The organism is Janthinobacterium sp. GW456P (assembly GCF_002127655.1).
Classification (GTDB): Bacteria; Pseudomonadota; Gammaproteobacteria; order Burkholderiales; family Burkholderiaceae_D; genus Janthinobacterium.
Genome location: NZ_NEHB01000006.1, coordinates 50,976 through 63,527, shown reverse-complemented (window position 1 = coordinate 63,527; position 12,552 = coordinate 50,976). Strand labels below are relative to the sequence as shown.

At 60.3% G+C, this 12,552-nt stretch carries 10 protein-coding genes and 2 pseudogenes; 7 read left to right on the top strand and 5 right to left on the bottom strand.

Annotated elements, in window-relative coordinates; all coding sequences use genetic code 11:
• Positions 1-81: 81 nt before the first annotated feature.
• Positions 82-1,368 (top strand): Glu/Leu/Phe/Val dehydrogenase, encoded by a 1,287-nt coding sequence (locus CBW66_RS07980; RefSeq protein WP_086137846.1) that lies wholly within the window; start codon positions 82-84, stop codon positions 1,366-1,368.
• Between the two features lie 177 nt (positions 1,369-1,545).
• On the opposite strand, the gene galE is transcribed toward CBW66_RS07980, so the two are convergent.
• A complete protein-coding gene (gene galE, locus CBW66_RS07975) occupies positions 1,546-2,565 on the bottom strand; it encodes a UDP-glucose 4-epimerase GalE (protein ID WP_086137845.1) in 1,020 nt (339 codons plus the stop codon).
• A gap of 156 nt (positions 2,566-2,721) precedes the next feature.
• Positions 2,722-3,402, bottom strand: coding sequence for a tRNA (guanosine(46)-N7)-methyltransferase TrmB (gene trmB, locus CBW66_RS07970; RefSeq protein ID WP_070220500.1), 681 nt, complete (start codon positions 3,400-3,402; stop codon positions 2,722-2,724).
• Positions 3,403-3,962: 560 nt separating this feature from the next.
• Here trmB and CBW66_RS07965 point away from each other — a divergent pair.
• Entirely contained in the window at positions 3,963-4,949 is a 987-nt protein-coding gene (locus tag CBW66_RS07965; RefSeq protein WP_086137844.1) for a DNA-processing protein DprA, read from the top strand.
• Complete coding sequence (locus tag CBW66_RS07960) at positions 4,946-6,181, top strand: phosphoribosyl transferase (protein WP_086137843.1); 1,236 nt, start codon at positions 4,946-4,948, stop codon at positions 6,179-6,181. Before CBW66_RS07965 ends, CBW66_RS07960 begins: the two co-directional genes overlap by 4 nt.
• A gap of 322 nt (positions 6,182-6,503) precedes the next feature.
• Here the strand turns inward: CBW66_RS07960 and CBW66_RS07955 are convergent, their stop codons facing one another.
• From CBW66_RS07955 to CBW66_RS07945, 3 genes are read right to left on the bottom strand one after another with little or no spacing between them, the layout of a single operon-like run.
• Entirely contained in the window at positions 6,504-6,719 is a 216-nt protein-coding gene (locus CBW66_RS07955) for a hypothetical protein (RefSeq protein ID WP_086137842.1), read from the bottom strand.
• Positions 6,716-7,774, bottom strand: a complete 1,059-nt coding sequence (locus tag CBW66_RS07950) for a phage portal protein (RefSeq protein WP_170932992.1) — start codon at positions 7,772-7,774, stop codon at positions 6,716-6,718. The genes CBW66_RS07955 and CBW66_RS07950 overlap by 4 nt, the downstream gene beginning before the upstream one ends.
• Before the next feature lie 5 nt (positions 7,775-7,779).
• Positions 7,780-9,579, bottom strand: coding sequence for a terminase ATPase subunit family protein (locus CBW66_RS07945; protein ID WP_086142864.1), 1,800 nt, complete (start codon positions 9,577-9,579; stop codon positions 7,780-7,782).
• Between the two features lie 135 nt (positions 9,580-9,714).
• On the opposite strand from CBW66_RS07945, the gene CBW66_RS07940 reads away from it, so the two are divergent.
• From CBW66_RS07940 to gpM, 4 genes and pseudogenes are all read left to right on the top strand, one after another.
• Positions 9,715-10,506 (top strand): GPO family capsid scaffolding protein, encoded by a 792-nt coding sequence (locus CBW66_RS07940; RefSeq protein ID WP_086137840.1) that lies wholly within the window; start codon positions 9,715-9,717, stop codon positions 10,504-10,506.
• A 48-nt stretch (positions 10,507-10,554) separates the two neighbouring features.
• Positions 10,555-11,082 (top strand): annotated as a pseudogene (locus CBW66_RS07935) (P2 family phage major capsid protein); the annotation flags it as partial.
• Positions 11,083-11,134: 52 nt separating this feature from the next.
• Positions 11,135-11,764: pseudogene (locus CBW66_RS07930) on the top strand (phage major capsid protein, P2 family); the annotation flags it as partial.
• 3 nt (positions 11,765-11,767) lie between these two features.
• Entirely contained in the window at positions 11,768-12,484 is a 717-nt protein-coding gene (gpM, locus tag CBW66_RS07925; RefSeq protein WP_086137838.1) for a phage terminase small subunit, read from the top strand.
• Positions 12,485-12,552: the final 68 nt, after the last annotated feature.

The following is a 12,552-nucleotide window of genomic DNA, read 5'->3' as shown; positions in this document are numbered from 1 at the left end:
GCGAGCATCGCCGGCCGCAAAGCACGACACGCAGTAGATTTTTCGGCATTACACCACCGTTTTGTCAGGAGCTTATCAAGCATGACCAGCAAGCACGCACTTCCTTCCTACCTCAATCCTGAAGACCTGGGCCCATGGGGCGTCTACCTCGAGCAGATCGACCGCGTTACGCCATACCTGGGCAACCTGTCGCGCTGGGTGGAAACGCTGAAGCGTCCAAAGCGCATCCTGACGGTCGACGTGCCTATCGAGCGCGATGACGGCACCATTGCCCACTACGAAGGCTACCGCGTGCAGCACAATCTGTCGCGCGGCCCGGGCAAGGGCGGCGTGCGCTTCCACCAGGACGTGACCTTGTCGGAAGTGATGGCCCTGTCGGCCTGGATGACGGTCAAGAATGCGGCGGTCAACGTGCCATACGGCGGCGCCAAGGGCGGTATCCGCGTCGATCCGAAGACCCTGTCGCGCAACGAACTGCAACGCCTGACCCGCCGCTACACGAGCGAGATCAGCATGATCATCGGACCGAACAAGGATATCCCGGCGCCGGACGTCAACACGAATGAACAAGTCATGGCGTGGATGATGGACAGCTACGCCATGATCGGCGGCAATATGTCGACCGGCGTCGTGACGGGCAAACCGATCTCGCTGGGCGGCAGCCTGGGCCGCCGCGACGCGACGGGCCGCGGCGTATTCGTCGTCGGTTGCGATGCGGCCGCCAAGGTCGGCATGTCGCTCGAAGGCGCGAAAGTCATCGTGCAAGGTTTCGGCAACGTGGGCGGCGTCGCCGCACGTATGTTCGCTGAAGCCGGCGCGAAAGTGGTCGCGGTACAAGACCACAAGACGACCGTCGTGCATTCCGGCGGCTTGAACATCCCGCAATTGCTGGCACACGTGGCCGAAGTGGGCAGCGTCGAAGGCTTCCCGGGCGCCGAGGCATTCGTGCCGCGCGAAGATTTCTGGGGCATCGATTGCGACATCCTGATCCCGGCCGCGCTGGAACAGCAGATCACGGCCGAACGCGCACAAGTCATTCGCGCCAAGATCATCCTGGAAGGCGCCAACGGCCCGACCCTGCCGGCAGCGGACGACATCCTGACCGACCGCGGCGTGCTGATCGTGCCGGACGTGCTAGCCAACGCCGGCGGCGTGACCGTCAGCTACTTCGAGTGGGCGCAAAACTTCTCGAGCTTCTTCTGGACGGAAGAAGAAATCAACAGCCGCCTGACCCGCATCATGCGCGAAGCGTTCGACGCCGTATGGCAAGTGTCGCAAGAGAAGAAAGTGTCGATGCGTACCGCCACCTTCATCCTGGCGTGCACGCGCGTGCTGCAAGCGCGCGAAGTACGCGGCCTGTACCCATAATGGCTGCCTGAGAAAATGCCTGGGGCGTTGTTGCTTCGCCTCGCCGTACTTGCGTACTGTCTTCGGCTTTGCGCCTAGCCCCAGACATTTTTCAGGCGCCATTGGGTTGATGGCGCTCTAAAAAAAATCCCGCCACACTTGCGTGTGAGCGGGATTTTTTGTATCTGTCGGGCTTGTTTACGCCGCGTAGCCTTGCGGGTTCTGGTGCTGCCAGCGCCAATGGTCTGTGCACATGTCGTCGATGTTTTTCTGCGCTTGCCAGCCCAGCAGCTCCTTCGCCTTGTCGGCCGAGGCGTAGCAGCTGGCGATATCGCCGGGGCGGCGCGGCACGATGTCGTACGGCACCTTGCGGCCGCTGGCGGCCTCGAAGGCGCGCACGGTATCGAGCACGCTGTAGCCGTGGCCCGTGCCCAGGTTGACGGTAAAACCGCCCTCGGTGGAGAACAGGCGGTTCAGCGCGGCCACATGGCCCAGCGCCAGGTCGACCACGTGGATATAGTCGCGCACGCCCGTGCCGTCCGGCGTAGCGTAGTCGTTGCCGAAGACGGCCAGGCGTTCGCGGCGGCCCACGGCCACCTGGGCGATGAAGGGCATCAGGTTGTTCGGGATGCCGGCCGGATCTTCGCCGATTAAACCGCTGACATGCGCGCCGACGGGATTAAAGTAGCGCAATACACCGACTTGCCACTGCGCATCTGCATGCACGAGATCGGCCAGGATCTCCTCGACCATCAGCTTCGAGCGGCCATACGGATTGGTCACGGACAGACGCGACGATTCCACGATCGGCAAAGCTTCCGGATCGCCATACACGGTGGCCGACGAGCTGAACACAAAACGCTTCACGTTCGCCGCCGCCAGCACTTCCAGCAGCGCCACGGTGCCCGACACATTGTTATCCATATACATCAGTGGCTGCGCCACGGATTCGCCCACTGCCTTCAAGCCGGCGAAATGGATCACCGCATCGATGGCGTGCTCGCGCAAGACGGTTGCCATGGCCGCGCGGTCGCGCACGTCCGCTTCGTAGAAGGGGACGCTTTGGCCGGCAATGCGCTCCACGCGCGCCATCGCTTCGCGCGCGCTATTGCACAGATTATCCACCGCGACCACATCAAAGCCGGCAGCCAGCAATTCGACACAGGTATGCGAACCGATGAAACCGGATGCGCCGGTCACGAGTATTTTCTTGGACATAATATCAATCAATGCAAAAAATATAAGACTAGCGGAATTTCCCCGCTTTGCCAAGCCCGCACAAGGCTGCGCAAGTAATAAAAAAGCCTGCGGCATTGCTGCGGCAGGCTTCATTTTTATGCAAATGGCAGGGGTAGGCAAGCCGCCTTAATGCGTTTATTTCTTGATGAACACCAGATCCCACACCCCATGGCCCAGCTTCAAACCACGATTTTCAAACTTGGTCAGCGGACGATATGCCGGTTGCGGCGCATAAGCATCGGCGCTATTGCGCAGTTGCGGCTCGGCGCCCAGCACATCCAGCATTTGCACCGCGTAATCTTCCCAATCGGTGGCGCAATGCAGATAGCCGCCCGGCGCCAGGCGGTCGGTCAATTGCTTGACGAATGGCGACTGGATCAAACGGCGCTTGTTGTGGCGCGCCTTGTGCCATGGATCGGGGAAAAACACATGGATGCCGGCCAGCGAATTGGCTGGAATCATGTGCGTGAGCACTTCCACCGCATCGTGCTGCAGCAGGCGCAAATTCGTCAGCGACTCTTCGCCGATCAGCTTCAACAGGCTGCCGACGCCAGGCGTGTGCACTTCAACGCCGATGAAATCCTTCTCCGGCATGGCTTTGGCGATATGCGCCGTCGTCGCGCCCATGCCAAAACCGATTTCCAGGATGACGGGCGCCTTGCGGCCGAACACCTGCTCGAAGTCCATGGACTCCTTGGCGAATGGCAACAGGAACTGCGGCCCCAAGGTCTCAAGCGCGCGCGCCTGCGCGACAGACAGCCGTCCCGCGCGGGTGACGAAACTGCGGATGCGGTGTTCGGTCGGATCGTACATCATCGGCCGTACCGGGCCGTTTGCTGGGGTATCAGAAGACATGGGAATGGAGAAATAAGTAGCCGCGCCGCATCAAGCCAGGCGCCAGCGAAAAATGGAGCGGGTGAAGGGAATCGAACCCTCGTCGTAAGCTTGGGAAGCTCGACAAGGAAGTCAACAACCATGCGGGCTTGCGGCCCGTTTCTGCTCCGCAAAAGTGACATTATAGCAGCCACACAAGCGGCCATCCATGCAGTGCATTTTGCGTTTGTGGAGTGTGCTATTCAGGCAAACGGTACCGATCCACGGACTGAGTCGCGGATTTAACCGATCACCGGCACTTCAGACATGCGCCCACGGCGCGCGGAGATGTGGCGCAGTGAACGCAGCGGTGTAATGCACATAGCTAGTTTTCATGAGCGTTTTATTGGAGTCCACTGTCACACAACACCCACCACTTAACAAGGAATCAACAAACCTTCCCTTGCGTCTTCTACTACGGTATCCTTCTACGTCCAACACGCAAGCTATAGCGGCCTTGCTGCGCGACGCGGGGCGACTCACCTAGGACAAAGCAGAAGCGTATGGCTACAGATAATGAACAACTCCTACATTGGCGAAATGAAGCTATCGCCTTCTTGGCCTTCGCCTCTATTAAAGGCGTGGGATACTGGACCATGCGCTCCATTTACCAGCAACGCGGTGGTTTCTGGGAACTTATCAAGACGGGTACATTCGAAGATTTCGAACACTTCACTTCAGTAAAGTTCGTCATCGATAAGGATTACGCATGGGATCAATATAAAGCGGACCTCTGGGCCGTTGGTGTTGAATCGTGGAAAAAGCTCCGCAGCGAAGGAATCGGATTGATTTTCCAGACCCAGCCAGAATTCCCACACACGTTAGCAACAATTCCCGACCCACCCCACTGGCTCTTTTTCCAAGGCGAACTACTGAACCTGCATACCAAAGCGGTAGCAATCGTCGGTACTCGCAAGCCGACGAATGACGGCATTTTCCTTACCAAGTATGTTGTTGCTGCCCTTGCCAACCGAGCCTATCCAACGGTTAGCGGCCTTGCTTTAGGCATTGACCAAGCAGTACACGAAGAGTCGATACGATTCGGCATACCCACCATTGCGGTTTTGGGTACTGGTATCAACCAACATTACCCTCGGGGTTCTGCGATTCTTCGTGCGGAAATCGTACGCAAAGGCGGGACAATCATCACGGAATATTTACCAGACCAATCCTACAGCAGCGATAACTTCGTACGTCGTAATCGCTTGCAGGCGGGACTGTGCGATACCCTCGTCCCAGTCGAATGGAAGATCAAAAGCGGCACTGCTCATACCGTCGAGTTCGCCTTCAAGTACGGAAAGAAAATCGCAAACGTGTTCTTACCGCACACATATGATCGCAGACCAGAGCTCAAGTTTGCAGCGGATACTTACGGAGCGGTGGCATCTGAAGCGCCACAAATGACCTCTCTACTGCTGCAATTCATCGAAGAAGACCAAGTACAACCGACCGCAGCACAAGTGCAACTGGACCTTTTAGGAACGTCATGACTTCGAAAATTAAGGGTGTAATTCTTAGCGTTGAAGACACTCTCGTGCGTCAAGCAGGTAGCGAGAGGGGGCATTACGCGTTTCCGGAGGTTACAAAGCTTATTCGCTTTCTACAACTTACTGGTATTGAATTCGTTGTTACGACAAACCGCCCATGGACTATCGGGCCTGACAAGTGGCCACTAAAAGAGCGTCTTCAGGAACTTTGGGGGCCATTTCCCTATTTGAGCCTAGAAGACGATCCGAACATGCCACCCCGGCCAAGGGCAGCGTTCACGGAATACATCCTGAAAAAGATGGGCTGGACTGATACGGAAACAGTGTACATCGGCTCCACGGAAAACGACATGCGAACGGCTGTGAACGGCGGGCTGCTTTTCCTCCGAGCTACATGGTATGCCGACCATATTGACTACGGTTTCGACTTCGCTACATCAAAAGACATCGCCCGTTTTTTAGACGTATTTTGCCGCCGCGAACACTTGTGGGGCTACCAGATCGTTGACGACGACTACGAATATTACGCCATCGCGCCTTTCAGTACGATGAAGGAGGCGTTTGCCGTCTACTCGGCCGACGCGAGGTCAGCAGCAAAACATGGACTCGGACACTTCGATTTCTGGGTAGGTGCTTTAGTATCAAGCCTGTACTTCTCTGGTGTTCACAAGCGAGTGGACTACATCGCCGGGTACCCTGGTCACCAGCAAGGGTCTGGCAATGCGATGGATAGCGCCCTTGCGATCTTTGGAAAGTGCTTTCGCAGCCGCTTTCTTCCAGACCTTATACAGCGTCATACCACAGCCACCAAGATGCAGACGGCAAGGAACGCAGGGGTAAGTGTCGGGCATAATATTCAGCTAGACACGATCAAGCTTAATCGCACGCCCCATAAGTCCGCCACCGATGTCTACAGGGCTTCGCCGTTGGACAAGAAACGGAAGACTGTGCTCCTTATTGATGACATCTGCACACGTGGGTATTCGATGGAAGCGGCACGTGCTTATCTCCAGCAGACAGGCACGAAAGTAATTATGGCGTCGTGGTTGAAGACGATCAACACCGACATCGAACGTCTTGGTCAATACAAGTTCGATCCTTATATAAAAAACAACTTCCCTGCTGCGAACATCGCAAAGGTTTATCCATATAGGAACTATCTCACCAGTGTTGATGCACCAACAGAACTAAACCGGATGTTGGAGAGCTACGTCACATGGGATTGGCCTACATAGACAGGTAGCGAAGAAGAAAATGGCTCAAGAGTGCGTCAAAATGCGTCAAATCGCATGCCCCCTCTTCGCTCCGCCACGCCAGTCCTCATGCGCCTTCGGCCATGGCGCACATTTGAGTCAAAAGAGCCCTAACTAGCGGGCAGGTGTGGAGGGGGGACAACTGCGCGCGCCGGGCCGAAATGGGGCTTTTTCTTGCTCTCATGGCAATAACATTCGGCGGGACGTGAAAAAGCCGCCTCATGGGCGGCCTGTTCGGTGGCTGGGGCGCTGCGGCGCGGCTGGGCTATGCGGCCCTGCCCTGCCGGCTATCGCCGCTTGGCGGTCATCCTGGACGGCTGGCGCGCGCCTTGGCCGCTTGCTCCTTCTCGTAGTCGTCGCGGCAATCGACGTTACAGAACGGCAGGCCGGGCGCCAGTGGCTCGTCGCAGTAGTGGCAGGCGCCGTGCGCCACCAGGGCGGGCCGTCCGCGGACAGCGGCCAGGCCGCGCGCCACTTCGGCGAAGATGATCTTGTCGGTATTGTCGATATGGTCGCTCATGCCGCGCCCTCCGCGCCTGTGGCCAAGTCATACGGGGCGAACTTCACCACTTCCACGCCGGCCCATTCGTTGATGGCCATGAACTGCGACTGCAGCGGCACCAGCTCATTGCGGGCGAACACACGCGCGGCCGGTTCCACGGCGCCAAAGCCGCCGGCATTGTTCGGCAAGATGCCCATCAGCTGGGGCGGCACGCGGTGGGCGGCCAACTGGTCGTCGCGCGTCACGCTCTTGATGTTGAAAAACTCGTCCTTGGCGGCCACGTCGGAGACGGGCAGAATCTGGATACCGTCCTTCTTGCCGTTCGGCGCGTACATGAACAGGTTCCTGAAATTGCCCGGCCCCTTGCTGTCGCGCATGGCCTGGCGCAGGTTGTCCACGTCCTGGGTGTTGGCCGCCGCGTCCGTCATGTAGAAGACGAAACCGGCGTGCGAACCGTTCTTGTAATACTTACGGCGGAACAGGGTGGCCGCCTCGTTGAGCCAGGCCGATTGCAGCGCGCTCAGGTATTGCGGCACGCCATACAGTTCCTGATTCACGTCCGGCTCCATCAGGTGGAACACGCGGCCCGTTTCGAACTGATGCGCCGTGCCGTAATTGGTAACGAAAAAATACGTGTCCCAGTCGACGCCGCGCCGCATGTACTTTGCCAGCGCATGCGCGTAGCTCAACGGGCGCCCGCTGCGGCTGGGCCGGTCTTCCAGGTAGCAATTGCCGAACGTGAGGAAGTCGAGCGCCAGGCGTTTGAAGGCGTCGCGCGACAAATACTTGCTGGGCATCAGGGTGGACGCCAGCACGTTGGCCTTGAAGTGGATGGCACTGGAGTGGTGCACGCCGGCATTGAAGGACTTGGCCAGGCCGGCCAGGTTGATGGGCGGCTCGTACCACTCCCCGTTCTTCCAGCATTCGAAGCAGTCGAGAATGTCGCCGTGCTCGAGCACGGGCGTGGGGTCGCCGAAGGAAAACGCCTGGATGCCGGCGGCGTCCGGCGGCGCCGTCGTGATTGCAGCAGGTGCGGAGCGCGCGCGGGCGCGCTGATGTCGTGCCTTGTTCAAGATCTTCAAGAGTAAATCTCCATGATGGATTGGTTGTTGTCGGTACTGCCTTCGAAGGGTTCGTGGTCGAGCGCGTGCATGCAGGCCCAGGCCAGATCGGCGTGGCCCGTTTCGTCGCTGCGCCCGGCCACATAGGTGACGTGCCGCCCGCTGGGCGTGAGGGTCTTGCGGATCGCCATGAACGATTGCGCGATGTCGATCCAGCCGGCGTCAAATTCCAGCCGGCCCTTGCTGATGATGTTTTTGGCCTTCAAGACCATGCGGGTTTTGACTTCCGGCGAATAGTTCAGGGCCGTCACGCCAGGGAAGAAGCCGCGCACGATCGGCAGTACGCCGATGCCCATGCCGGTCGTGTCGATGCCGATGTATTCGACGTTGTAGCGCTGCGTCATCTGGCGGATGGCTTCGGCGTGATCCTCAAAGCTCTGCCCGCGCCACTGGTGGCGCTCGAGCACACGGAACTTGCCGCCGGCCGTCATGGGCGGCGCCAGCACCACGCAGCCGGCGCTGTCGCCGTTCAAGGCCGGGTCATAGCCGATCCACACGGCGCGGTTGCCGAAGGGGCGCAGACCCAGCAGCGGCTTGTAGTCGTCCCATTCCACCCAGGAATCGACCATGCAGCGCTGCAGCTCGTTCAAAGGGAAGACGCTGGCCGAATCGTCAATAAAATTGCACATCAACAGGTTTTCGAACTGGTCGGGGCTGTATTCGAAGTTGCGCAGTTCGTCGATGTCGAACAGGTTGCAGCCGCCGCGCTCGGCGTCCAGGATCGTGACAATCTGGCGCCAGATTTTGTCCTCGCCCGTGTAGCCGGACGCCAGGCGATGGTGACTCACGTCGATGTTGAATTGCTCAGCCTTGGCGCGGCGCTTGTTGAACAGCTCGCCCGTCCAGAACGGGTACGCCTGGTGCGTGGTCGAGGATGGCGTTGAAAAATACGTCTTGCGCCATTTCTTGTGGATGGCCATGCCCGAGGCCACCTTGTTCAACTCCTGGAAATTCTGCGTCCAGAAAAATTCGTCAAAGTAAAAATTGCCATGGTAGCCCTGTGCCGTGCGCGCATTGGTGCCCAGGAAGTACAGGTGCGCGCCGTTCGGCAGCACGATGGGATCGCCCGTCAGGTCGATGCCGGCCGCCTCGCGCGCGAATTGCACGATGTATTGCTTGAAGACGTGGGCCTGGCTTTTTGAGGCGGACAGGAAGATTTGATTGCGGCCCGTGGCCATGGCGTCGGCCAGCGCTTCGCGCGCGAAGTACCAGGTGGCGCCGATCTGGCGGCTCTTGAGGATGGCGCGCGTGCGCTGGTCGCCGTTGCGATACCAGACCTTTTGATAATCGAACAGCGAATCCTGAAAGGCGTCGAGCAATTGAATGCGCTGTTCGTCGCTGAAGTCGTTGCGCGTCGGCTTCTTCTTCGGGCCGGCATTGCGGTTCGCCAGCTTAGGGTTGAGATCGACCTCGTTGCCGCCCGGTTGCTCGTAGCGGCGCACGCGCGCCATCTGCACGATGGTGCGGGCGAGTAAATCAATTTCCTTGTAGTCGCTGCCGCTCTTGACCTCTTTTTCGATCAGCTTCACCAGGCGCAGCTCGGCCGACGCTTCCACGTGCTCGATGGCCTGCGCCTTGTCCCACTCGTCGCGTGCCTTCCAGCTGTTGATCGTGCTGCGCTTGATTCCCAGGTGGCGGGCGATGGACGAAATACGCCAGCCCTTCCAGTACAGGGCGCGCGCGGCCCGGCGCGGCTCGGATTCGGGCACGGCCAGTTCGGCGATTTTTTCTTCGGGGGTTTGGTCAATTCCTAACATGCCGCCAGCGTAGGCCGCGCGCGCGCGGAACGGGGAAAGCCAAAAGTCGCTATGGCCCATAGCAACCCGCCCCGCATTGAATCGCCGGGCCAAGACGTTGACCATGGCGTTATCCGATCAACCGAGACAGACACCATGGCAACCAAATCCCAATTTTTCCGCGTCGCCACCGAAGGCGCCACCACGGACGGCCGCAACATCGACCGCGCCACCATCGAGCAGATCGCCGCCAGCTACAATCCGAAGACCTACGGCGCCCGCATCTGGCTGGAGCACATTCGCGGCATCCTGCCCGACAGCCAGTTCAAGGCCTACGGCGACGTCATCGCCGTAAAAGCCGAGGAAGTGGACACGGACAATGGCAAGAAACTGGCCCTGTTCGCGCAGATCGAACCCACGCCGGAACTGGTCGCCATCAACAAGGCGAAGCAAAAGCTGTACACCAGCCTGGAAATCGCCCCCGACTTTGCCGATACGGGCATGCCCTACCTGGTCGGTCTGGGCGTCACCGACAGCCCCGCCAGCCTGGGCACCGATGCCCTGAAATTCTCGGCCAACCGCAAGCAGCACAGCACCAACCTGTTTAGCACCGCCGTCGAAGTCGAGCTGGCATTCGATGAGCCGCAAGGCATCAAGCTGGCCGATGCCGTCAAAAACCTGCTGGCGCGCTTTTCCAATAAATCCGGCACCGACGCGGCCCAATTCGCCGACATCAGCGAAGCCGTGGAAACGCTGGCCGGCCACGTCGTCACGGTCAACGACAACTACGCCAGCACTCTGGCCCGCCTGGAAAAAGCGGAAACGGCCTTGACGGCCACGCAGGCCGAGCTGGCCGCCTTCAAGACGCAAATGGACGAAGCACCCGGCAACGCACCGCGCCGCCCGTCCGCCACCGGCAACGACGGCGCCGTGCAGACCGAGTTTTAAGCACCCGCGCCCTCCTCCAACAACCCATCAATCACGGAGCACCAATCAATGAAAAAGCACACCCGCCAGGTCTACAGCCAGTACGAAACCCGCCTGGGCCAGTTGAACGACACGGATAGCGTGGCCAAGACCTTCAGCGTAGCGCCCAGCGTGCAGCAGAAGCTGGAAACGAAAATGCAGGAATCGAGCGAGTTCCTGTCGAAAATCAACGTCATCGGCGTGGGCGAACAGGAAGGCGAAAAGCTGGGCCTGGGCGTCTCCGGCCCGATTGCCGGCCGCACCGACACCAAGGCCAAGGAACGCGAAACGCGCGACCTGTCCACCATGGACAGCACCAAATACCGCTGCGAGCAGACCAACTTCGACACGCACCTGACGTATGCCAAGCTGGACGCCTGGGCCAAGTTCGCCGACTTCCAGGCGCGCGTGGCCAATGCCATCGTGACCCGCCAGGCGCTCGACCGCATCGTCATCGGTTTCAATGGCGTCAAGGTCATGGCCACCACCGACCTGGCCGCCAATCCGCTGCTGCAGGACGTCAACAAGGGCTGGCTGCAGCACTTGCGCGAACAGGCGCCCGAGCGCGTGCTGGGCCTGGCCGGCGCCGGCCTGCCGGGCACGGTCATCATCGGCACTGGCGCGNCAGGCGCTCGACCGCATCGTCATCGGTTTCAATGGCGTCAAGGTCATGGCCACCACCGACCTGGCCGCCAATCCGCTGCTGCAGGACGTCAACAAGGGCTGGCTGCAGCACTTGCGCGAACAGGCGCCCGAGCGCGTGCTGGGCCTGGTCGGCGCCGGCCTGCCGGGTAAAGTCATCATCGGCGAGGGTGCGGACGCGGACTATGCCAACCTGGACGCGGCCGTGGTCGATGCCGTCAACCTGCTGGACCCGTGGTATCAGGAAGACACGGGCCTGGTCGCCATCGTCGGGCGCAAGCTGTTGAGCGATAAATACTTCCCGCTGGTGAACACCAAGCAGGCGCCCACGGAAACCCTGGCGGCCGACATCATCATCAGCCAGAAACGCATCGGCGGCCTGCCAGCGGTGCGCGTGCCCTACTTCCCGGACAACGCCATCCTGATTACCCGCTTCGACAATCTGTCGATCTACTTCCAGGAGGGCGCGCGCCGCCGCCGCGTCGAGGACAAGCCATCGCGCGACCGCATCGAGAACTACGAGTCGTCCAACGATGCGTATGTCATCGAAGACTTGGGCCTGGCCGCCCTGGTCGAGCACATCGAGCTGAAAGCCTAAGCCATGGGCAATATGTCTCCTGCCCTGCGCCACCGCGCGCGCATGCTGGCCGAGCGCACGGCCGGCGCCGCCGAGCCGCAGGGCGTGACCACCGGCAGCGCCTACGAGCTGATGCTTTATAAACTGTCCGACGACCGGCGCCGCCTGAAGTCCATCCAGTCCGTCGAGCGCAAGATCGAGGTCAAGGCCACGATGCTGGCGACCTATGCGCAATGGATCGACGGCGTGCTGGCCGGCGGCAAGGGCGCGCAAGACGATGTCGTGGCCACCCTGCTGGTGTGGCACATCGACACGGGCGAGTATGACCGCGCCCTGGTGATTGCCGCCTACTGCATGGAACATCGCTTCACCCTGCCGGAAACCTACAGCCGCGACATTCCCACCATGATGCTGGACGAGTTTGCCGCCGCCTACCTGCAGGGCAAGCTGGGCGACGATCCGCAGCATGCCGTGGCCGTGCTGGGTGCCGTCGAAGCCATGACGGCCGCCAGCGACGCGCCCGACCAGGCGCGCGCCAAGCTGCACAAGGCCATCGGCCTGGCCATGGTGGCCGTGCTGGACCAGCAGGACGCGACGGACATCGTCCCGGCCCTGCTGGAACAAGCTGGCGTGGCCATGGCCCAGCTGCAGCGCGCGCGGGCCTTGTCCGAGTCCGTCGGCGTCAAGAAAGACATGGAACGGCTGGAGCGGCGCATCAAGCGCGCGGCCGATTCCAGCTAAAGAGCAGCCCCCGGCGCACAGGCGGCACGGGGGGATTCTGGCCAACACAGCGGCCTGATGAACCCCGT